The organism is Pseudovibrio sp. W74 (assembly GCF_001623085.1).
Lineage (GTDB): Bacteria > Pseudomonadota > Alphaproteobacteria > Rhizobiales > Stappiaceae > Pseudovibrio.
The window spans coordinates 365,133-386,142 of sequence record NZ_LMCJ01000021.1; the positions used below are offsets into that span (position 1 = coordinate 365,133).

20 protein-coding genes are annotated in these 21,010 nt (G+C 51.0%); 9 read left to right on the forward strand and 11 right to left on the reverse strand.

Going from position 1 to position 21,010, the window contains the following annotated elements; genetic code table 11:
* Positions 1–45: 45 nt before the first annotated feature.
* On the forward strand, positions 46–1,206 hold the full coding sequence (locus PsW74_RS16165) for an SRPBCC family protein (RefSeq protein WP_063287819.1): 1,161 nt from the start codon (positions 46–48) through the stop codon (positions 1,204–1,206).
* Positions 1,207–1,280: 74 nt separating this feature from the next.
* On the opposite strand, the gene PsW74_RS16170 is transcribed toward PsW74_RS16165, so the two are convergent.
* Positions 1,281–2,117 (reverse strand): ferredoxin--NADP reductase, encoded by an 837-nt coding sequence (locus PsW74_RS16170; protein ID WP_063287820.1) that lies wholly within the window; start codon positions 2,115–2,117, stop codon positions 1,281–1,283.
* A 343-nt stretch (positions 2,118–2,460) separates the two neighbouring features.
* On the opposite strand from PsW74_RS16170, the gene PsW74_RS16175 reads away from it, so the two are divergent.
* On the forward strand, positions 2,461–3,339 hold the full coding sequence (locus tag PsW74_RS16175) for an AraC family transcriptional regulator (protein WP_208988010.1): 879 nt from the start codon (positions 2,461–2,463) through the stop codon (positions 3,337–3,339).
* A gap of 29 nt (positions 3,340–3,368) precedes the next feature.
* Here PsW74_RS16175 and PsW74_RS16180 read toward each other — a convergent pair whose 3' ends face one another.
* Complete coding sequence (locus PsW74_RS16180) at positions 3,369–3,722, reverse strand: hypothetical protein (protein ID WP_063287821.1); 354 nt, start codon at positions 3,720–3,722, stop codon at positions 3,369–3,371.
* Between the two features lie 214 nt (positions 3,723–3,936).
* Here PsW74_RS16180 and PsW74_RS16185 point away from each other — a divergent pair, with 214 nt between their 5' ends.
* Entirely contained in the window at positions 3,937–5,175 is a 1,239-nt protein-coding gene (locus tag PsW74_RS16185) for a serine hydrolase (protein WP_063287822.1), read from the forward strand.
* A gap of 88 nt (positions 5,176–5,263) precedes the next feature.
* Here PsW74_RS16185 and PsW74_RS16190 read toward each other — a convergent pair whose 3' ends face one another.
* Entirely contained in the window at positions 5,264–5,986 is a 723-nt protein-coding gene (locus tag PsW74_RS16190; protein WP_063287823.1) for an SDR family oxidoreductase, read from the reverse strand.
* Between the two features lie 121 nt (positions 5,987–6,107).
* On the opposite strand from PsW74_RS16190, the gene PsW74_RS16195 reads away from it, so the two are divergent.
* Positions 6,108–7,007, forward strand: coding sequence for a LysR family transcriptional regulator (locus tag PsW74_RS16195; protein WP_063287824.1), 900 nt, complete (start codon positions 6,108–6,110; stop codon positions 7,005–7,007).
* Here PsW74_RS16195 and PsW74_RS16200 read toward each other — a convergent pair.
* On the reverse strand, positions 7,004–7,498 hold the full coding sequence (locus tag PsW74_RS16200) for a hypothetical protein (protein ID WP_063287825.1): 495 nt from the start codon (positions 7,496–7,498) through the stop codon (positions 7,004–7,006). The two genes, PsW74_RS16195 and PsW74_RS16200, sit on opposite strands and share 4 nt — an antisense overlap.
* A 768-nt stretch (positions 7,499–8,266) precedes the next feature.
* Between PsW74_RS16200 and gshA the strand changes: the two genes are divergently transcribed.
* Entirely contained in the window at positions 8,267–9,871 is a 1,605-nt protein-coding gene (gene gshA / locus PsW74_RS16205) for a glutamate--cysteine ligase (protein WP_063287826.1), read from the forward strand.
* Positions 9,853–10,383, forward strand: coding sequence for a GNAT family N-acetyltransferase (locus tag PsW74_RS16210; RefSeq protein WP_082830594.1), 531 nt, complete (start codon positions 9,853–9,855; stop codon positions 10,381–10,383). The genes gshA and PsW74_RS16210 overlap by 19 nt, the downstream gene beginning before the upstream one ends.
* Positions 10,384–10,503: 120 nt before the next feature.
* On the opposite strand, the gene PsW74_RS16215 is transcribed toward PsW74_RS16210, so the two are convergent.
* Entirely contained in the window at positions 10,504–11,211 is a 708-nt protein-coding gene (locus PsW74_RS16215) for a GntR family transcriptional regulator (protein ID WP_208989126.1), read from the reverse strand.
* Between the two features lie 845 nt (positions 11,212–12,056).
* On the opposite strand from PsW74_RS16215, the gene repA reads away from it, so the two are divergent.
* The 3 genes from repA (at position 12,057) to repC (ending at position 15,903) form a co-directional block, all read left to right on the forward strand.
* The gene (gene repA, locus PsW74_RS16220) at positions 12,057–13,277 is read left to right on the forward strand and encodes a plasmid partitioning protein RepA (protein WP_063287827.1); all 1,221 of its coding nucleotides are present in this window, start codon (positions 12,057–12,059) and stop codon (positions 13,275–13,277) included.
* A complete protein-coding gene (gene repB, locus PsW74_RS16225) occupies positions 13,274–14,347 on the forward strand; it encodes a plasmid partitioning protein RepB (protein ID WP_063287828.1) in 1,074 nt (357 codons plus the stop codon). Before repA ends, repB begins: the two co-directional genes overlap by 4 nt.
* A gap of 254 nt (positions 14,348–14,601) precedes the next feature.
* Positions 14,602–15,903, forward strand: coding sequence for a plasmid replication protein RepC (repC, locus tag PsW74_RS16230; protein ID WP_063287829.1), 1,302 nt, complete (start codon positions 14,602–14,604; stop codon positions 15,901–15,903).
* A 105-nt stretch (positions 15,904–16,008) separates the two neighbouring features.
* On the opposite strand, the gene PsW74_RS16235 is transcribed toward repC, so the two are convergent.
* The 6 genes from PsW74_RS16235 to PsW74_RS16260 form a co-directional block, all read right to left on the reverse strand.
* Positions 16,009–16,527 carry a GrpB family protein gene (locus PsW74_RS16235; RefSeq protein ID WP_063287830.1) on the reverse strand — a complete coding sequence of 173 codons (519 nt, stop codon included), beginning with the start codon at positions 16,525–16,527 and terminating at the stop codon, positions 16,009–16,011.
* Between the two features lie 259 nt (positions 16,528–16,786).
* On the reverse strand, positions 16,787–17,296 hold the full coding sequence (locus PsW74_RS16240) for an NUDIX domain-containing protein (RefSeq protein ID WP_063287831.1): 510 nt from the start codon (positions 17,294–17,296) through the stop codon (positions 16,787–16,789).
* Between the two features lie 105 nt (positions 17,297–17,401).
* Positions 17,402–18,451 carry an ACR3 family arsenite efflux transporter gene (gene arsB / locus PsW74_RS16245; protein ID WP_063287832.1) on the reverse strand — a complete coding sequence of 350 codons (1,050 nt, stop codon included), beginning with the start codon at positions 18,449–18,451 and terminating at the stop codon, positions 17,402–17,404.
* A 45-nt stretch (positions 18,452–18,496) separates the two neighbouring features.
* On the reverse strand, positions 18,497–18,823 hold the full coding sequence (locus PsW74_RS16250) for a metalloregulator ArsR/SmtB family transcription factor (RefSeq protein WP_063287833.1): 327 nt from the start codon (positions 18,821–18,823) through the stop codon (positions 18,497–18,499).
* A gap of 131 nt (positions 18,824–18,954) precedes the next feature.
* Positions 18,955–19,557 (reverse strand): peroxidase-related enzyme, encoded by a 603-nt coding sequence (locus tag PsW74_RS16255; RefSeq protein WP_063287834.1) that lies wholly within the window; start codon positions 19,555–19,557, stop codon positions 18,955–18,957.
* 126 nt (positions 19,558–19,683) lie between these two features.
* Complete coding sequence (locus tag PsW74_RS16260; protein WP_063287835.1) at positions 19,684–20,292, reverse strand: ferric reductase-like transmembrane domain-containing protein; 609 nt, start codon at positions 20,290–20,292, stop codon at positions 19,684–19,686.
* Positions 20,293–21,010 lie beyond the last annotated feature (718 nt).

A 21,010-nucleotide genomic window follows, 5' to 3' on the forward strand; every position in this document is an offset into this window, starting at 1 on the left:
AAGTGGTAAGTGTATACTTACCGATCGGTAAGTAGAGAATTTGCCATGACACGGGATGAAGAAATTAGTTTGATTGCGGAGTTGCTTGGTTTGGATGCTAGAAATGAAAAGTTTCTGGATGAGAAAGTCACGCACTCCCCGGTGACGCGTTACAACTGTTCTGATCGCTTTGCTCAGGAAATGACCGCTTTGTTTCGCAGCAAGCCTGTCGCCGCTGCGCAATCAGCAGAACTGTCAGAAGCAAACGCTTTCCTTAGTCGGTCCGTTTCCGGACTGCCTGTTCTGCTGACCAGAGATGCCAAGGGCAAAGCTCATGCGTTCCTCAATGTGTGCCGCCACCGTGGTGCTAAGCTGGTGAGAGAAAAAACTGGCTGTAAACAAAGGTTTTCCTGTCCGTACCATGCATGGACATGGTCCAACCAAGGCGACTTGGTAGCGGTGCCGCAGGAGCAGCAAGGCTTTCCGGATCTGGATCGCTCTCAATATGGCCTAAAGGAACTTCCAGTGCTGGAAACCCATGGTTTTGTCTGGGTTATCGCCGATCCGAATGCCACAAATGTGCAGGAAATCCAACAGAGCCTCGCTCCGCTCTCTGATGATCTGTCTTGGCTGGGGCTTGCAGATCACCGGATTGCGGTTGAAGAAACCTTTGAAATTGCTGCCAATTGGAAGACGCTGATTGAAGGCGGGATCGAGGCCTATCACTTCCGCGTAGCCCATCGCAAAACAATTGGCCCGTACTTTCCGGAGAACCTGTCCAGTTATCAGATGTTGGGTGGGAACATGCGGTCCGTGTTGCCGCGCATCACTCTGTTTGAACTGAGAGATAAACCTCAGGAGGAGTGGAGACTTCGTGAGCACGCCAACATCATCTATTCTGTCTTGCCGGGAACACAGCTGCTTGTTCAGCAAGACCATATCGTTTGGGTGCATTGTGAACCGCTGGCCGTTGACCGTACGCGGGTGCGATTGGCGACACTGGCCCCCAATTCCATGCCGCAAACTGATGAAATGCAGAAGCATTGGGTCCGCAATCAGGCGATCACCTCAACGACCCTCATTGAAGATTTTGAGTTGGGCGAAGAGATTCAGCAGGGGTTTGCCTCCGGTGCCAACACGCATCTGACTTTCGGTCGTTTTGAAGGTGCGCTTGATCGGTTTAACCAGGTCCTTGAAGAGGCAATGAAAGTGACGGAAGAGGCATAGATTGCAAAGTGCAGACAAAAGAAAAGCCCGCTGAATGAACAGCGGGCTTCTCGCAAAATTATGAAGCAAAAGGCTTAGCCAACGAATGCGCGCTCAACCACGAATGTGGATGGGGCTGCGTTGGAACCTTCTTCAAGGCCATGCTTTTCAAGGATCGCCTTGGTGTCGTTGATCATTTCCATAGAACCACAGATCATGCCGCGGTCAATCGCAGAATCCAGCTTTGGCACGCCAAGGTCTTCAAAAAGCTTGCCGTTTTCGATCAGAGTGGTGATGCGTTCCTGACAAGGATATGGCTCACGGGTCGCTGCTGTGTGCAGGCGCAGTTTACCAGCTGCGAACTCTCCAACGAGTGGATCGTTCTTCACTTCCTCAACCAGTTCCTTCGCGTAGGTGAGTTCATTCACTTCGCGGCAAGTCTGGGTCAGAATGACTTCCTCAAACTTCTCATAGGTTTCTGGATCACGGATCAAGGATGCGAACGGTGCAACGCCTGTACCGGTAGAGAACATGTAAAGACGACGACCTGGGATCAGGGCATCGTTTACGAGCGTGCCGGTCGGCTTCTTACGCATAAGAACGGTGTCGCCTGGCTGAATCTTCTGCAGATGTTCAGTCAGCGGACCGTCCTGGACTTTAATGGAGAAGAACTCCAGCTCTTCATCCCAGGATGGGCTTGCAATGGAGTATGCGCGGAAAACCGGCTTCTCAGCATTTGGCAGGCCGATCATGACAAACTCGCCAGAGCGGAAACGGAAAGAGCTTGGGCGCGTGATGCGGAATTTAAACAGGCGGTCAGTGTAGTGTTTAACGGACACTACTTTTTCAGCAAATACGTTTGCTGGAATAGGAAATTCGGTCTTGGCTTCCTGATCAAGCACAGGAGCTGGGGCCAACGCTGCGTCGGTCATTTGCAATCCTTAGATTGTTTTGATTAGGCCATAGCCCGATACTTGGCCAGTTGTTGCCTCCGCTTTATCCGAGCCAAGGTCCGAAAAGCAACCGTTTTATAAGTAAAATTTCAGAAATTTGCTCGTGAAAGTGACTAAGTCACCGTCGGGGCTCAAAGAACTGTCAGTTTCTGAAAGAAAGCGTGTAAGGTGAGTTGGTAAGTGAATGCAGCAATAGGTGGAACTACTCAAAGCAAACCGCCAGTAATGATTGCTTCGGTTTGCTCATGAATCACCTCAACTCGCTTGCTTCAAGGTCAAAATAGCAAGATATGTTCACTCCCCTTGTGTTGTAAGGGTGGAAATGACAACAGACAGAGGAAGCAGGGGCGTGAAAGCGGAGCAGAACAAGGCGGCCTATGAGAATCGAATGCTGCGTGTTCTTGAATATATCTATGAAAATCTGGATGGTGATCTTAGCCTTGATGCATTGGCTGATGTTGCCTGCATGTCGCGTTTTCACTGGCATCGTGTTTTCCAGAGCATGCGCGGTGAAACGCTGGCGAGCTCAATCCGCCGCATCCGGCTGAATAGAGCCGCGTTAGATCTTGTTCAAACAAAACAAGCTGTTACCGAGATTGCGGAGAGATATGGCTACCCGAGTGCACAGAGTTTTTCTCGTGCGTTTAAGGGAGAGTATGGCGTTGCACCCGGTCAGTTCCGTGAGGATAAAAGCGTTGCTCCTGCGGTTGCCTCGGAAAAAAGCGGTATCTTTTCAATGCATCCGGTGGAAATCAGAGATGTGCCTGAAAAGACATTGCAGGTCCTTTATCATCACGGTCCCTACTCTGACATGGGTATAGTTTTCAGTAAGTTAGCTGCGATGCTGTCTTCTCGTGGTGTGATCCGCAAATGTGGGCCGTTTGTTGGCATTTATTATGACGATCCTTCAATCGTGCCGCCAAATGAATTACGCTCTCGTGTAGGTGCTGTTGTTCCGCCGCAGTTTGAAAATACTGAGGGACTTGAAGCACATAGCATTCCAGCGGGACGCTGTGCCGTGCTGCGCCATCAGGGGCCGTATGCAGGTTTGCAGGCGGCTTTCTGTTACCTTTATGGTGTGTGGCTGCCGAACTCGGGTGAAGAGGTCGCGGATCACCCGTGTTATGAGGTGTTTTGGAACAGCCCGACCAACACAGCTCCTGAAGATCTCGTTGTCGAGATCTATTTACCGCTGCAATAACAATCTCTTAGAGAAGCACAAGCTTGCCCTCAATTCTGCAGGATGTTGTTCTCTTCCTGGGTTTCCTGCTTCTCATTGATGTTGCCATCCTTGTTGATTTCCTTGATGCAAGCCTCCTGATCAGCGGCGGACATGTTGGTGAAACCAAAATTCGGCGGATACCCCAGTGGATCAGCGCCAGCGCCGCCGGTGCGGTATTTTTCTGCGATGTCGGGACAATCAGAAACCGGGCTCACGATATCGGGGTATTCTGACTTTAAGGGATTGGCGTTTTCGTTTGCGACAGGATCATCCGCAAAGTTGTTGATTTGCGCGAGGCCGTAACCTGCTGAAAAAACGAAGAAACTCAGTGCAAGAAGGGTTGTTTTTGCTTTTGTCTGCATACCAGTTGCTCCCACCACTCGGAGAAAAGAAGGTCGCCACCATTAAACAGGAAACCCGCAAAGGTTGTGTGAGCGCTTATGTTTTAATTGCGTTTAATTGAGTAATACACCGCTCTTATGTAGCCAGCGGCTCGCTTTACAAGCGATTAACCTATGCGTAAGGTTTGGGTTCGCTCTGGAGGTTTTGACCTTTCACCGCGAATGGGGGGACGTCATGTTGAAGAAGATTGGCTGGGGTGTTCTGGCCGTTGTGCTGCTGCTGGCAGCGGGTGCTTTTTACTTCCGGCAAGATATTGCCGAGATCCGTGCCGTGATGGCTTATGCGGATGCATTCAAACCTGAGAACATCGATCAGAAATTCAGGTCGCTTTACAAAGAGTATTCCAGTACCTCGGTGAAAGCGCCAGATGAGACCTATGAGTTGCCGCGGGCGCATCAGGCATCACCGATGCCAGCGACCTTTATGTATAAGGGCGAGGCAGCCTCTACAGCAGATTACATTCTGGATTCTCACACCACCGGCCTTGCCATCATGCACAATGGTAAGTTGATCCATGAGTATTATGATCGCGGCAACACCGCTGAGACTCATGCCATTCAGATGTCTGTCTCCAAATCCATGGCCTCCATCCTTGTTGGGGTGGCGCTGGATGAAGGGCATATCGAGAGTGTGGAAGATCAGGTCGTCAAGTATGTGCCGGAGCTCAAGGGTACGGCTTATGACGGTGTTCGTCTGAAAGACGTGCTGGAAATGTCGTCGGGTGTCCGCTGGAACGAGAACTACGCTGATCTGAATTCAGACATCGTCCAGTCTGTCGTCGCAATCCTGCTGGGTTCTCAGGATGAGTTCACCAAGGATGTGCCGCGTGAGCTGGAGCCGGGCACTTACAATCGCTATTCCTCCATTGATACGCATGTTGTGGGCTGGGTGCTGCGTGGAGCGACTGGCAAACCTTACAAAGAGTGGTTCAACGAAAAGCTATGGTCCAAGATCGGTGCTGAATCCTCCGCTGAAATCATGGTGGATCAGGAAGGTGAACCGGTTGTCTTTGGCGGGGTGAACATTCGCCTGCGTGATATGCTGCGTGTGGGAATGGTGCTGGAGCGTGGTGGTTTGAACCACAAAGGCGAGCGCATCGTGTCGGAAGAGTGGATCAACACATCGGTCACGCCGGACGAGCCACGCTTGATGCCCGGTTACAACAATCCGCAGAGCCCCTCACCGCTTGGCTACAAATACCAGTGGTGGCTGCCGCTGGACTCTGATCAGGGTGACTTCACCGCGATCGGTATTCACGGCCAGTTCCTCTATATCAACCCGGCTCGAAATGTGGTGATCGCCAAAACCTCGACCTATCCTTCTTATCAACGCGATAAGGAGATGGTGAAGATGAAGTCGATCGCGCTGTTTCAGGCCATCGCCCGTCATTTGAGCGACGTGCCGAACTCATAAAACGCGTTCTGATTGATAAGAACTCGCTTCATAGAAAAAGCCGGCTCTGGGAGAGAGCCGGCTTTTATAAAATCGTGGTTGCTTTGCGTTATGCAGGCTGGCCTGTTGCTGCGAGCAGAACTTCGCGGATGTTGACGTTCTGTGGCTGCTGGTAAACGAACATCACAGTGTCAGCTACGTTCTGTGGGTCCAGTACGCCGCCCATCTCTTTCTTCCACTGCTCGTAACCATCAATGATGTCCTGAGAGGTGGTGTGAGACAGCAATTCAGTCTGCACAGCGCCCGGAGCAATGGTCATGACGCGCACGTTGTCTGCTGCTACTTCTTCACGCAGGTTTTCGCTGATGGCGTGAACGGCAAACTTGGTGCCGCAGTAAGCTGCGTGTGCCGGGAATGTTTTGCGGCCTGCAATGGAGCTGACGTTGATGATGGAGCCGCCCTTGCGCGCTTTCATGCCTGGCAGAACTGCGTGGATGCCGTTCAGAACACCCTTCACGTTCAGGTCGATCATGCGGTCCCATTCAGTTGGATCCTGAACGGACAGATCACCCAGCAGCATGCAGCCAGCGTTGTTAACGAGTGCATCTGCAGGGCCGAATTTCTCTTCCGCTTCCTTAACAGCTGCAATCAGCTGTTCACGGCTGGTGACGTCAACGCCGCGGCACAGTGTGTTTGGAAGACCCAGAGCTTCCATCTGCTCAACCCGGCGCGCCAGCAGAAGAAGTGGATGGCCAGCTGCGCTGAAAGACTTCGCAATCGCTGCACCAATGCCGGAACTTGCGCCAGTGATAATGATAAGTGGCTTTGTCATTTTGTTTTCCTGCCTAGTTAGCTTTTTCTTGAGCAAGATGAACTTGCGTTGTGTTGAGGCGATTGTACAAAAATGATCACGCTGATAAATATGGGTAATACGAAATGATTGTTAGGCTGAAATGAACAATATCTACTGGAATGGCCTTCGCTCGTTTCTGGCTGTGGCAGAACATGGCAGTTTTACCTTAGCCTCTGATGAAACGGGTCTTTCAAAAGCAAGCTTAAGCCAACAGGTGAGCCAGTTGGAGGAGCAGCTGGATGTGCAGCTGCTGTTTAGAACCACCCGCAAACTGCGCCTGACTGAAATTGGTGAGCGTTACTATGAAATGTGCCGCACCGGCGTGAAGCAGATTGAAGATGCATCTGATTTGGCATCGCAGGCGACGGACAGCCTGACGGGTCCCATTCGTATGAACGCTGTGGGTGGTTTGATTGGGGAGGAGCTGATTGCACCACTGGTGATTGAGTATCAGCACGCCAATCCGGGGATTGAGGTGAAACTGGATTTTTCCAGCATTCGGGAAGACTTGCTGGAGACCGACTACGATCTTGTGTTGCGGATGGGAGATTTAGAAGACAGCACCCTGATTGCCCGCAAGCTGCACACCATCATAACCCGCTATGTGGCGTCCCCGTCCTTTGTGTCAGCTCATTCCAAAATCCGCCACCCTTCTGATCTCAAAGGTCTTCCATTCATTTCCGGCAGTGTGCAGGAATGGATTTTCACGCGCGGACAAGAGCGCATTGTGGTGCAGGCGGAAAAAGGATTCCAGATCTCCAATGGCCGCGTCATGTGCCAGGCAGCAGCTGCGGGCCTGGGTGTTGCGCGCCTTGCGGATGTTTACACCGATGCACTCATCAAACGCGGCGAGTTGACGGAAATGCTGTCCGGCTGGAAGCAGACAACACCGCTTTGGCTGGTGAGCCCGCCAACACGGCACCAACTGCACCGGGTGCGGGAATTGATGAATTACCTCACAGCCAACTTCAAAACCCGCTATGAGGCGGTGCTGGGTTAACGGCGGTAGGTGCCAACAAAGCCATCTGGCACAACAGCGCCTGCGGGGCTGGAGTTGGGAACATTCACGCCAACCGGAATGAAGACACGCTGGATGATGATCTTGTCACCATCTGGCGGCGGCGGGCCGGGAAGCACAGCGCCTTGTGTGGTTTTGTAGCCTTTCAATTCGCAAATGAGGTTTCTGCTCTCAAATCCGGCGGGCACAACCATTGGACCCGGCGTGTGCTTTAGAAAGATGGATGACCGATACCCTTCCAGAAAACAGAAGGCACCATCAGGCGTGGTGTTGACCGTAATCAGCGTTGCCCCCGGTGGAATCTCGATGGAGGGCGAATAGGCCTGTGGCAGGCGCTCTTCATCAGAAACGCACCCTGCCAATAGGGGAAGAGTGATTGCGAGAGTGCTTAAAGGGAGCTTGATTTGCAAGTCGTAGGCCTCTTCAGGACGATCTGCAAAAGGTAACGGGCACATGAAAAGGATGACACCCATAAGAATTGCTGAGGTTGTTTTGCTGATAGCCTCAAAAATGGTGAGGAGTGGTGAGGGCCACACCGAAAGAAAAGGAGTTATCCAACTCTGGATCCACTGAGGATTTTGCAAGCAGACCCGCCGTAACTCTCGATAATACTCGCAAGGACCAGACTGTTTTATGCGGGATGAGCGACTGTGACTTTCCTGAGAATGCTTCAGCTTAAAGCAAGCAAAGTTTAGATGCCGAGTAAGGTTTAAATGGAAGTTTCTGGCTATGCAGCGTGATGCACGGCGTTCGAAATATCAGATAGAGTGTTCAAAATGCACACGAACTTTGTCAGGCGGATTAGGAATGCTCGGTTTTTTTATGAACCAGAGGATTGTATTTCGGTGCATGCAAGTGTGCTGTTTCCTGTCCTCTGTCTTTGCGGGTGAAGATAATCTGGAGCTTTCATGGTGAAATCAGCAGTTTAGGTCGTGGATAGGCGGTGCTTTGCCCAAGTATATTTTTTTTGATTATTGAAGCGGGTTAAGGAATACATCTTGTTGGCATGTTGATAGTCAGACGGGTAATTTCTTCATTTTCTCAGTTTAATTTTATTCTCGAATTGAACTTGGTTCACGCATTAATGATGGAAGTTGCGCATAAAACACTAAGGAAAATTCGACAGGTTTTGTACTCTTGCATCCACGAAATTAGGAAGTATCTATGAGAGAGTGAACCGAAAGGTGCACAAGGATACTTTGAGCCCATATAGCCGTTTTGCGCAGATTAACGGAACGAGAATGACAAAATTAGGTGAAGCCACGCTGAAGCTGTTGGAAAATAGCACAGTACGAAAAGGTCTTGCTGAACTCCGCGTGGGGATCGAAAAAGAAGCTCTGCGTGTTGGCAGAGATGGCTTTATGTCATTGCGTGATCACCCGGAATCTCTGGGTAAAACGCTAACGCACAAGTTTATCACGACAGATTTCTCTGAGGCTCAGGTGGAGTTCATCACACCTGCTGTGCATTCTGTTGCAGAGAGCCTGGATTTTTTGAAAGAACTGCAGGCTTTTGCAGCGCGTAAGACGGATGATGGCGAGTATTTGTGGAATGCGTCCATGCCGCCTGAAATCGCCGGTGATGAGACGATCCGCATCGCGGAATATGGAAACTCGAATGCGGCGCAGATCAAAACGCTGTACCGCAAGGGACTGGCGCATCGCTATGGCAAGCGTATGCAGACGATCTCCGGGATCCACTACAACTTCTCCATCTCCGATGGCCTTTGGCACGAGTTCCATGAGCAGTGTACCTCCGGCGGAAGCCTTCAGGACTTCCGCAGTGCAGGGTATCTCGGCCTGATCCGTAACCTGCAGCGTCATGGCTGGCTGGTGCTTTACCTGTTTGGGGCTTCTCCTGCCGTCGACAAAAGCTATCTTGCATCCTCGCACCCGACCCTGTCCATGCTGGGTGATGACACTTATTTTGGCGAATATGCAACGTCTCTGCGCATGAGCGATCTGGGGTACACCAGCGTCGTGCAGAGTGAGCTGGACATTCACTACAACTCTCTTTGCGATTACATTGAAGGCCTGCGCGGTGCTCTTGCAACGTCTGTGCGCCAGTACGAGCAAATTGGTGTGGCGGAAGAAGGCGATTACAAGCAGATCAACACGCACCAGCTGCAGCTTGAAAACGAGCTGTACGGCTCTGCACGGCCTAAGCGAAACACCAAGGAAGGCGAGCGCCCGATTGCTGCGCTGTGTCGCCGTGGTGTCGAATACATCGAATTGCGCTCTCTCGACATCAATCCGCTCAATCCGATCGGGATTTGCGAGCAGCAGGCTCACTTCCTCAATGCCTTCCTGACCCACATGACCCTTGCTCCGTCTCCATGTATCTCCTCTGGAGAGCAGCAGGCGCTCAACGATCAGCAGCGCATGGTTGCCTGGCAGGGTCGCCTGCCAAACCTGATGCTACCAGCCTATGGCGATGGTGGTATGGAACTGCGTGAAGCAGGCCATCAGGTGCTAGATGATATGCGTCTGACAGCTCAGATTATGGATGAAGTGTACGGCGGTACAGGCCACACAGACGCTGTGAACGCGCAAGCGGCCAAGCTGGACAATCCGGAGCTCACACCATCCGCTCAAATTTTGAAAGGCGTGAAGCAGAAGGGCTCTTACACTGGCTTTATCGCTGATCTTTCCAAGAACCAGTCTGATCACCTGAAAGCGATGCCTCTGTCTGGTGAGCGTCTGAAGTTCCAGGACGCGATGGTGTCTCAGTCTCGCGCCGCTTATGAGCAGGTTGAAACGCAGGCGAGTAACCACAGCTTCGATCATTTCCTGGATTCGCAGAATAAAACGGAAGTTTTGCCGCCAGAATGTCTGGATGGCCAGTAAAGCCTGACCCTGAACACGGAAGGCAAGGCTTGCTCCAAATCCTGCCCTACACATCTGACGACCACGACGTGCTCGCTGCGCTCTATGAGAGTGTGGCGAGCCGTACGTTTGCTTATGACTACACCAGCCTCGTAGATGCCAGCCAGTTTCAAAGCCTTGTTGAGGGAGAGGATGTCTGGGTCTTGAAGTATGCAGGAGAGCGTATCGGCTTCATTGGCTACTTCACGCCAGAGCACTTCCTGCATTCGCTGTACATAGACTACGCCCACCACAAACGCGGGTTCGGGCGACAGGCACTTCAGTTTTTGCTGGAAAATTATGGCTGCAGGCACGAGTTGAAAGTGCACCGCATCAATCAGCCTGCGTTGAAGTTTTACAGCGCGCTTGGATACGAGGATATCACTGCACAGGCTGATGCTCATCAAACCTGGCAGCGTTTGCGCTCACCAGAGGCAATTCTGGATCACTCACCGGCTATTGCGGTGGGAGAACAAGTCTCTCACCGACAATAAGTTCAATATATCAAGTCATTAGAGCACGTCGCGATCATTAACATTCACGCATCGCGCTCTAATATCTTTGGTGGAGCGAATTCTTGTCGTTTGATTGAAACCAATCAAACGGAACACGCTCTAAGATGGCATGCAAAGAGCAGGTAGACGATCAACATGTGCTTTGATCGTTTGCTCGGCCAGTTCACCGTCCCCAGTGCGCACAGCATTGATCAGCTGAGTGTGATCATCCTGAACGCCTTCTGAAATAAACCCGGCACGGCGCATGGCAGCGCGGTAGCGGGTGCACTGGTCATGAAGCATATGCAGGAACCGGCTTGCCCAACTGGAGCCTGCTCCCTCAACCAACGTCATATGAAACACGCGGTTGGCTTCTTCCCATTCATTCCAGAAATCACGCCGTGAAGCTTGCCATGTCCGCTCAATTTCCTGCAGAGCATGGTAGGCATCCAGCACGCTTTCGCGCCATTGAGCGTCGCCCTTTTCAACGGCGGTTCTCACCGTTGCGCTTTCAAGAAGGCGGCGCTGATCAATAATATCCTGAAACTCTTTTTGCGAAAGTTCTGGAATATAAAATCCCTTATGAGATTGCGTGGCAACCAGTCCTTGAGACACCAGACGGGAAAGTGCTTCGCGTACAGGTGTAGGCCCAACATCAAATGTGCTGCACATCTCGCGAATGCGCAATTTACTGCCCGGCTCAAGCTGGCCAGACAAAATTGCCGCCCGCAGGTGCGCGTAGGCCCTGTCAATGAGAGAGGCGGATGACGGGACGTTTTGTGCAGTGACCGATGTTACGGCTCTTTCTAAGGTATCCTCTATTTTCAAAGTTATCTGCCTTACAATTATTATCTATGCAATTTGGCGTTTCTTTTCGTCGGTATGGAAACTAGGTCATTTGTTTTGTTATCCGGCCAAGTTAAATTGCAAATATGAATTGGCCTTCTTATTACATCAATTGTAAAACAATATCTGAACTATAAAAGCAATGAAATTGCGTAGGAATGACATAACTTTCCAATAAAACGAGAGCGTTTTATGGAAAATATCGTCGAATTATCGATTATTTTTAAAAAAATGTGTAAGTACGGTCTTATTCATTGAGCATATGAATCAGACTTACTTAGAGTTCGATGAACAGAAATAGAGTTTATTCGCTATTTTAATAAAATAATCTCAACTATACTCTGCCGGCTCACTTCTTCGCGTATAAACGGCAGAAACTATTAGCAACGCTCTAAGTGGAAATCACTTATAGATCGCAAAATATCTCCCCCCAATACGCGATGAATTGCTCAGCTTATCTCTGGTGTTTCAGAAAACTTATCCTCCCTACTCCACGCAGTGTTATTGCTCTGTGAGGAGGCGTGAGAATCAGAAGCTGGATGATTGAGTCGGAGCGAGCTGACGCATGAATATGTTTCTGGAGAAATGGATCGGTTGTTTTGTCGATTTTATGCACGCCTCGTTTTTGAGTTTTTGAAACAGCATAACTAATTGAAAATAATAGATATTATGCCTCTCAGAAAAACGCTGATCATAAGTGTTAATGAGGATTAACCAAAAAGGGATTGAACTGAACTACAGGTTGGTTACCCTTTCGACGCAAACACGGGCCATATGGGCGCACTTTCCGTTTGTAGATGACTAGAACCGTTTGAGGGCTAAGCGAAGTGGAATACGGCAACAACACTCTTTTGCGTGAGGAAACTCCGTCTGAGAAGATCTCCCGTTATTCGCAGCTCCTTTCTGGCCAGCTGCACCGGTTAAGACAAGAACTTTATCCGCCTGAAGCGCATAAATTGCTGCGCTCGTTTTCTTCTGTCGATGTTGCCCGTCTTATCGGTGTTTCTGAAAGCACTATTCGCCAGCTGGATCTGGACGGAGAAGGCCCGACGCCAACCCGCCTTGCTAATGGCCGCCGCAGTTACACGTTGCAGCAGATCAACGCGATCCGTGAAGTGCTTGCCGCCCGTAAAAAGGGTGATGAAGCCGTTAACATCCTGCCGCGCCGTCGCGACGGTGAAAAGCTGCAGGTGATTGCATGCGCCAACTTTAAAGGTGGCTCCGCAAAGACCACCACCAGCACGCATCTTGCCCATTATCTGGCTCTGCGCGGCTACCGTGTGCTCGCGATTGATCTTGATCCGCAAGCCTCGCTTTCTGCGATGTTTGGTGTGCAGCCTGAGTTTGATGTTGAGCCAAACTGCACCTTGTTTGGTGCTCTGCGTTATGATGAAGGCCGCCGTACACTGGGTGATGTGATCCGCCCGACCTATTTTGACAATCTGGATCTGGTTCCGGCCAACCTTGAGTTGGCTGAGTTTGAGCACATCGTTCCAACTGCGATCGCTTCTGGTGCGTCTACCGGCGAAAATATCTTCTTCCGCCGCATCCGCAACGTTCTGAACGAAGTTGATGATCGCTACGATGTTGTTGTGATCGATTGTCCGCCACAGCTTGGCTTCCTCACACTGGGCGCGCTGTTTGCATCCACCGGATTGCTCATCACGCTGCACCCGCAGATGCTGGACCTTGCAAGCTGTAACCAGTTCCTCGGCATGAGTTCTGACCTGATGGCTGTGATTGAGAACAATGGCGGCGAAATGAATCTGGACTGGATGCGGTTCCTTGTGACCCGTCACAATCCAAATGACAGCCCGCAAACCCGTGTGGTTGGCTTGTTGCGTGCCCTCTTTGGTGAGGATGTGCTGACATCGCCAGCTTTGGAATCCACCGCGGTGGCCAATGCGGGCCTTGAAAAGAAATCGCTTTACGAACTGGAACCGGGCGCCATTGGCCGCGAAACGCTTAAGCGTGCGCTTGAATCCATGGATTCGGTAAACCGTGAAATTGAAGATCTTCTCCGCAGCTCTTGGGGTCGAACACTATGAACAAAGCTAAGGACCGGAAAAACGCATTAGACACGCTGTTTTCAGGCGGCGGTATGGCGGGCATGGTTGCGGATGCAACAGCGCCTCGCCCCCGTTTGTCGTCCGGTGCTATTGGCGCAGCCGAGATCAACCTGATCAAAGACGAACGCGACAAACTGCGTGAAGAGTTGAAAACGCTGAACACGCAAATGGCGACCTCCGACAATGTGGTGGAACTGAACACGGAACAGGTTCAACCCTCCTTTGTTGCGGACCGTATGGAAGTTGCGTTTGATCCGGCATTTGAGGCGCTCAAAGAGTCTATTGCGGAGACTGGACAGCAAGTGCCAATTCTGGTGCGTCCTGCGCCAGATGAAGACGGCATCTACCAGATTGCTTATGGTCACCGTCGTTGGAAAGCCTGCCGCGCTTTGGGCAAGCCCGTCCGCGGTGTCATCAAGCCGCTCTCTGATGAAGAATTGTTGGTTGCTCAAGGCCAGGAAAACCATGAACGGAAAGACCTGAGTTTCATTGAAACCTGCCTGTTTGTATTCCGCCTTGCGCAAGATTACCCGCAGACGCTCATTGTCAAAGCCATTGGCAAAGACAAGTCTCTCGTTTCCAAACTCCGCAAGCTGGCGGCAACCATGCCTGAGGAGTTTTTGCGTGTGATTGGGCCTGCCCCAAAAATCGGACGGCCACGTTGGGAAGAGATGGCAAGTTTCTTCCACGAGGGCCAGCTGGCGCCAAACCACGAAAAAGCGATTGCCTCGCTGTTTGCGCTGGACTCATTCACAGAGCTGCACAGCGATGAGCGGTTTAGCGAAGTGTTGCAGCTGCTGCAGGAAACGCCAAGCGAGATGGAGGCAGGTTCTGCGTCCTCTTCTGGTGAGATTGCTGTTGCAGCTCATACCCGCGCCGCGAAATCTTCTGAATGGCTTGGAAACAAGCATGTGCTCGTCAAGCACACTGGCAAAGCGACCGTCTTCTCCGTTGATAGCAAAACGCAGAGTGACTTTGGCTCCTTCTTGCTGAAAGAGCTGCCCGGTCTGATTGCCAAATTTGAAGACACGAAGGGGGAGGATGCCTGATGGTGTAACCCCTGAATGACGAAAGGCCCTGCTGACGGCAATCAGCAAGGCCCTAAAATCGTCGCCCAAGAGAGTGAAGAGCACTCGTCGAGGACCATCTTTAGCACGATCATCCTACGACGAACGCGCGGTGCGAATCAAGTCAGCAATGCTTTCTTGAAACCCTTTGTGGCGCATTTTTGCTTTTTCGGGCGCTCAATCCCCAATCTTACTTGGATAACACCTTGGGTCTTCCCTCGGTGAATGGGTTAGCTATGCAAAGCACCGGTGTTGCGTCCTTTCGCAAAATGACACCCGGCATGTTGGAAAGCCAGCGACTGGCAATGGCGAATGATATCGTCAAAACAACAAAAGCCGAGGTGGCGATCACGTTAAAAAAGGCGGCCCCTGCTCTGGGGATTGATGGTACCGCCTACCATATTCTCGATATTCTGATCGGCCTGACACGGGCAGATGACTGGAAACAGGACCGCCGTCCGCTGGTCGCGATCTCCAATGACAAGTTGGCTGAATACGTGTGCCGCTCCACGCGCACAGTGATCCGTGCACTTAAGCGGCTGGTTGAGGTGGGCATACTGGCATACCGCGACAGTTCAACAGGCCGTCGTTTTATCTACCGCAATGGTGCAAGCGGTGAGATTGACCGTGGATATGGTTTTGACTTTTCGCCAGCACGCCAGCGGATTGATGAGATCAAACGGATTGGGGAAGAGTTTCAGGCACGGGTGCGGGCAGGGCAGGAAGCAAAGCGGACTGTTAACCGGCTGTCTCGCGCAATCGTTGACGCTTGCCGGACCGGGCAAAGCGAAGGCGTGGATTGTACAGTGTTCCTGGAAGAACTCTCTGCCATTATGGAAACGCCAATGCTGCTTCTTGAGCGGGCAGACAAGGTCTCAAAACTCTATGAACTGGTTGTGGAAGAGCTTGCGGAAGACAAAACCGGGGATGAGCAAACTGCCTCAGATTTCAATGAATATGCTGAAATGTCAGGCGACCATGACATTGATGTCACCCCTTATAATATTACAACCCATCAAACTCATATAAATAGTAAAACACGGCAGCCATCTAACGATGGCTACTCAAATACCAACTCCGCTTCTAACGAAGCTTCGAAGATTGCTCTTGAAAAAGACCAATCAAGCAAATTCTCTGCCAAATCCAATGCTCCAGCTCAATTGCAATCTCGGCAATCTGGTCAGTTAGATAACGGTTTAAGTGAGCATTTATCTGCTATTTCCATTGGTTTGATTGATAGCGCAACAACAGAGACCCAGGAAATGCTGGGCATGCAGTTTTCAAGCTGGTTCGAGCTTGCGCAGTCTGGCGAGCAGCTTCGTTTGGCGATTGGCCTTTCCGAAGATGGCTGGAAGCAAGCGGTTGTGACACTGGGCGAAAAAATGGCTGCGGCGGTTCTGGTGGTGACGGTTGAAAAAACCCTGCGCGATCCTGAAGGCATTTCGCGACCGGCGGGTTACTTCCGCGCCTGTGTTGACCGCGCCAAGGACGGAAAACTCGCCCTGCACAAGTCGCTTTATGGACTGGCTCTGGGGTAAGGGTCTGCAATGCCGGTTTCTTGCGGATGGGGTAGATGGATCCGCAAGTGTGGTGTTGGTGCGCGCGCTTACTGACTGGGCGAGAAACAGGAGATTAACGCGAGTTCATATCGATCTGAACCATTTGAGTGCTTCTTGCTCGGTGGCGAGAATGAAGGGCTCTTTACCATCCAAATAGGAATCCCATGTAACGGTATCCGCTGATGTTAGCATCGCCTTTAAGTTGGAATATTCAGCCGTCTTGCTTGGATGAGCGATCAGGTAGTCACGAAATGCAAGGTGCCGCTCAATGTGGGGCGATCCTGTTTCATAGATATGAAGATGATGTGTTCGTTTCCCCGCCCCATCCATCTTTCGAAAATACCGTCTGCCATCAATACCATACGCACCCATGATCTCATATCCGAGACCTTCGAATACGTCGCTCTTTGTATTGAGCGCACGTACATCAGATACAACGCCTAATAAGTCAATAATTGGTTTGGCAAGGATACCCTCCACTGAGGTGCTGCCAATATGATGAAGTTCAATGTCAGTTCTGCCTAGCCCCTCCTTGATCAAAGAAGCCTCATGGCAGAAGTCATTTTTCCATTTGAGGTCGTGGGGAACTACGTAATCAACCATGCTTTTGAGAGGTCCTTTGCCACGCCGTTGTTCAACTCACGCAATTGCTTTAGTAAACTCATTTCCGGTTTTCTCAGTTATCCATTCCGCAGTTTGCTTCGCTTGAGTGATGCCGTGAGGTGTAAGTGTCGAATTTGTCCAACCTCCCACAACACCTTTCAGCATGTGCTCACTTTCACCGTGTCTCAGAAGAATGAGTTCGTTCAACATTCAATACCACCAGAGTTCCGGCACTTCCATGAATAGAGAATGTGGAGTGTCAGGAGCTCAAAACTTCGCTGGTCTCCTCATTCTGCTGTGTCGGTAACTCGATCCGAAGGTGTGGGCTTGCTTTGCGTGTTACGAACTCGGCCTGGAGATATTCAAGAACGCGGCGCTGGCCGGGAAAGCTGAAGAGCTCCATGGCATCATCAAATGAAAACCATTGATAGGCATCGTGTTCTTCGTTGATGGCGATTGGCGTTTCGCTGGAAACAAAGCTCACGAATACTGGCAGTTTTTGGATGATGTTTTTTTCCGCAACATAAAACTCCTCGCACAGATCGGCAGACCAGAGTTCGGTGAGGACCAAACCGGTTTCCTCTTTCACCTCTCGTAATGCTGCTTCCCAGCCGGTCTCATTTGGTTCAACCTTGCCTGCGACCTGACACCAGGCGCCGAGCAAAGTATCAGCGCGGCGCATAAGCAAGACCTGCGGCTCCTCTGCATTCAGGTCGAGAAGAAAAACGGAAACGCCGTTGCTGAGAACGGGAATATTGTTGGGGGTCATAAGTTGCTCATAAAATAACTGGTGCAATAGACCATGAGCATACTCAGAGAAGAACGAAAAACCAAGAGAGACAAAGGGCAGGAGATCACTCCCCTGCCCTCACGCTTAAGTTTTGGAATGGGCTGTTGACGCAGGGACCTGATCGTCCTTAGAGAACTGACCGCGAGTCCGGTTGGCATAAGAAACCAGCACCAACATCACCGGCACTTCAACCAGTACACCAACGATGGTTGCCAAGGCAGCTCCGGAGGTGACGCCGAACAAACTGATTGCAACAGCGACGGCCAGCTCAAAGAAGTTGGACGCACCAATCATTGCGCCGGGCGCTGCAACATTGTGCGGCTGGTGCCACTTCCGCATCCAGAAGTATGTGACGAAGAAAATCAGGACAGTTTGGATGAGAAGCGGAATCGCGATGAGAACGATGTCTGCTGGTGATGAAATGATGTTGTCCGCCTGAAGACCAAACAGCAAGAACACCGTGCCCACCAGACCTGCAATCGAGAAAGGTTTCATCCCTGCACTGAATGAAGAAAGGTGCTCTTTGTCTTTGAGGCCGAGCCGGGTCAACCACCCTGCCCCCAATGGTAACGCAACAAACAGCGCGGTTGAAACCAGCAACACATCCCATGGGACGATGATGTTTGAGACATCCAGCAAAAACGCAGCGATTGGCGCGAAAGCGAAGATCATAATCAAGTCATTGGTTGCAACCTGTGCCACCGTATAACTGGCATTGCCCTTTGTTAGATACGACCAGACAAACACCATTGCAGTACAGGGAGCCACACCAAGCAAGATCATGCCTGCGATGTATTGATCCGCCAGATCTGCCGGAATGAACGGCGCAAAGATATGGCGCATGAACAGCACGGCCAGAGCTGCCATGGTGAAGGGTTTCACCAGCCAGTTCATGGCCAGCGTTACGATAAGGCCCTTTGGTTTCACAAAGCAATTGCGAACCTCGGTGAACTCGACCTGTACCATCATTGGATAGATCATAAGCCAGATCAGAACTGCGATGACCAGATTGATCCCGCCGACCTGCAAGTCACCGATGATCTGAAAAAGGCCAGGTTGAAGGAGGCCTGCCCCTACCCCCAGTGCCATTGCAAGACCTACCCAGACTGAGAGGTAGCGTTCAAAATTACCCATGATATCTCCTGCCTATCGTCGATAGACGATGAATTTCGACAAATTTTAGAGCTTGAAGCTGCGCTCAAAGAGGAAGTTGAAGTTCTTCAACTCAGACCGATTGACTGAATAACAAATACGCGGACGCTGTACTTCCGCCAGTATGAAGCCTGCATCCTTCAGGATCCGGAGATGCTCGGACACAGTGGATTGCGCCAGACCGATAGAGTTCACGAGATCACCTCCGACGCAGCCGGGTTGAGCCGCCATAATTTTCAGCAGACGGACACGCGCTGGATGCGCCAAGGCTTTGGCCTGGACGGCGAGATTTTCTTCTTCTGCTTCATTCAAAGAGGCAGGTGCGAATTCCGTAACGCAGGTGTTTTCTGTCATCGTTGATTCCGTATATCGTCGATACACGATATACTCCTCTCCTCACCCACTGGCAAGGCCTTTCTGTGTTGACAGCTGTCAACTTTTTTGAAGCCGAGTTGACAGCTGAAACTCCCCTCCCCTGCTCACTTCTATCGTGCTGCGGAGTGATACTCTGGGTTGGGCTGCATGCCTGTTGCAGAGGCCATGCGGTTGGACATGGAGAAAAAGGCCGCGACTTCGCAAATGTCCCAGATGTCTTCTTCCGAGAACCCAACATCCCGGAGGTCTTGCCGGTCACCCTCAACAATCTCAGAGGACGTCTTCGCAATCTTTGTAGAAAAGTCGAGCATCACGCGCTGCTTGTCAGTCAAATCGGCATAGCGATAGTTCATCACCATAGCTTCACCCAGTTCCGGCTTGTTGGAATACTCCCGAACAGCAGCGCCATGGGCAACCTGACAATACCAGCAGGAATTGATCGACGAAACGGTGACAGCAATCATCTCTCGTTCCAGCTTAGAAATGCCGGAATCCCCGAGCATGAGCTCATTGTACATCTGAGAAAACGCCCTGAGCTTCTCTGGTCGATGTGCAAAGGCAATCAGCACGTTCGGGATCAACCCGAGTTTGCTCTGACATTTCCCAAAAAGTTCCTGAATATCATCAGGTAATGGATCTGGCAGGCTGAGCTTCAAGGCCGTTGGATGTTTAAGACTTGCGCTCTCTATTTTCTGAAAATCGGTAGTCGTCATTATATGGTCCCTCCTCCATTTCAGCAGCTTAACTGTGATTGAAGGGACTGTCCTCACTACAAAAGGAGAGCAAAGAAAAGCCCGCCTTTGGGAAGAGGCGGGCTTAGTTGGAGGCTTGCTTGGGATTTAAGCGTGGGCGGAAAGCTTACGCTCTTTTCGTTTATTGGTGACGTGCACATATCTGTAGAGCTCTAGGAGTAGAAGCGGTGTGAAATGCACCAGTGCTGGCCCAAATTTGTAGTCTACCAGGACCCAATGGGCGAACACGAGGACTGCTGCTGCGTAAGCAAGTTTCTGAAGGTTCTTCCATCTGGACCCGAGCTGGGCGATGAACCAATCGTTGCTGGTGACTGTGAGCGGAATGAAAATGAGAGAAGCCAGCCATCCAGTCCAGATCCCGATTTTGACGAGGTCTTGCAGGATAGGGCCAAGAGATCCCTTATCCAGCAGGTAGATAGCAACGTGCAGAGCTGAATAGCAGGCTGCAGCTACGCCAATATACCGCCGCCGTGCCATCAGCCAACGCACCCATCGTTGACTGTTTGTCAGGAACATCAGCGGCGTGATCATGAGGCTTATGATGAGAAAACGAGCGGCAAACTCTCCAGTTGGAAGGAGAAGGTGCTCCAACTTGTCGCTTTCACGGAGAAGCTCTCCGATGATAGCAAGCCCCGGGAGTGCAAGGATAGACCAGAAGGTAAATGGTGAGTTCCAAATTGCTCGAAGGTAAGACATGGTCGCCCGGATGAGTTTGCACTGAGTTGTAAGGTGCACACTGCTGATTTCGCGGTGTTGGGGTACGTGGGAAGTCAGCAGTGTGCGGCCGATTGCGACTGCGGAGTTCGCGTTCAACCTTGTCTAAACACTGGATCAGCTCTGTCTTTTCCGCAAGAAATCAGATGTAACAAAATGTCGTGGAACTTGGTTGGGTTAGAGATCTAGCTGCTTCGTGGTGTCGGTTAAGTTATGGCCCAACATATTGGAGGCATTAGATAATTTAAGAAGCTCCGACAATGGCCCGCAAACTGTCCTTTCTGCATGTGTTTAGCGAAAGGCTTCCTCTATTACACTTTAACAAGAGTTGCGTTGTTTTTGATGCAAACGTGGTTGCAAACAGCAGTAACAGCTGAGGGCCTCTGAAAAGAAACCCGCCGCAAATCTGCGACAGACTGTTGAGTGAGTTGTGTGCTGCGAATGTTGGCTTGGATAGAATGAGAGGAGAACTGGGCCTCAAAGCATCGGATTGATACTCGGTTTTATCGGCTTTGCGCGAGATGTGCAGGTTTTTGACCTACCAAACGGACGGGTCATCAGAGCTGAATACGTGTGAGTTGCCAACTGACAACATTGCTCTGGAAGGGATATCGGCACTCAGGTTGCCCGAATTGAGTGCCGATGTTGGAGGATGTTACAGGTTTAAACGCAGAACCTGAGAACGTTTCTGGAACTCTTC

Excerpts from the sequence above, each read along its gene's own strand:
- PsW74_RS16165 (WP_063287819.1), top strand. The coding sequence starts at position 46 with ATGACACGGGATGAAGAAATTAGTTTGATTGCGGAGTTGCTTGGTTTG.
- PsW74_RS16170 (WP_063287820.1), bottom strand. The coding sequence starts at position 2,117 with ATGACCGACGCAGCGTTGGCCCCAGCTCCTGTGCTTGATCAGGAAGCC.
- PsW74_RS16175 (WP_208988010.1), top strand. The coding sequence starts at position 2,461 with ATGACAACAGACAGAGGAAGCAGGGGCGTGAAAGCGGAGCAGAACAAG.
- PsW74_RS16180 (WP_063287821.1), bottom strand. The coding sequence starts at position 3,722 with ATGCAGACAAAAGCAAAAACAACCCTTCTTGCACTGAGTTTCTTCGTT.
- PsW74_RS16185 (WP_063287822.1), top strand. The coding sequence starts at position 3,937 with ATGTTGAAGAAGATTGGCTGGGGTGTTCTGGCCGTTGTGCTGCTGCTG.
- PsW74_RS16190 (WP_063287823.1), bottom strand. The coding sequence starts at position 5,986 with ATGACAAAGCCACTTATCATTATCACTGGCGCAAGTTCCGGCATTGGT.
- PsW74_RS16195 (WP_063287824.1), top strand. The coding sequence starts at position 6,108 with ATGAACAATATCTACTGGAATGGCCTTCGCTCGTTTCTGGCTGTGGCA.
- PsW74_RS16200 (WP_063287825.1), bottom strand. The coding sequence starts at position 7,498 with ATGGGTGTCATCCTTTTCATGTGCCCGTTACCTTTTGCAGATCGTCCT.
- gshA (WP_063287826.1), top strand. The coding sequence starts at position 8,267 with ATGACAAAATTAGGTGAAGCCACGCTGAAGCTGTTGGAAAATAGCACA.
- PsW74_RS16210 (WP_082830594.1), top strand. The coding sequence starts at position 9,853 with ATGTCTGGATGGCCAGTAAAGCCTGACCCTGAACACGGAAGGCAAGGC.
- repB (WP_063287828.1), top strand. The coding sequence starts at position 13,274 with ATGAACAAAGCTAAGGACCGGAAAAACGCATTAGACACGCTGTTTTCA.
- repC (WP_063287829.1), top strand. The coding sequence starts at position 14,602 with ATGCAAAGCACCGGTGTTGCGTCCTTTCGCAAAATGACACCCGGCATG.
- PsW74_RS16235 (WP_063287830.1), bottom strand. The coding sequence starts at position 16,527 with ATGGTTGATTACGTAGTTCCCCACGACCTCAAATGGAAAAATGACTTC.
- PsW74_RS16240 (WP_063287831.1), bottom strand. The coding sequence starts at position 17,296 with ATGACCCCCAACAATATTCCCGTTCTCAGCAACGGCGTTTCCGTTTTT.
- arsB (WP_063287832.1), bottom strand. The coding sequence starts at position 18,451 with ATGGGTAATTTTGAACGCTACCTCTCAGTCTGGGTAGGTCTTGCAATG.
- PsW74_RS16250 (WP_063287833.1), bottom strand. The coding sequence starts at position 18,823 with ATGACAGAAAACACCTGCGTTACGGAATTCGCACCTGCCTCTTTGAAT.
- PsW74_RS16255 (WP_063287834.1), bottom strand. The coding sequence starts at position 19,557 with ATGACGACTACCGATTTTCAGAAAATAGAGAGCGCAAGTCTTAAACAT.
- PsW74_RS16260 (WP_063287835.1), bottom strand. The coding sequence starts at position 20,292 with ATGTCTTACCTTCGAGCAATTTGGAACTCACCATTTACCTTCTGGTCT.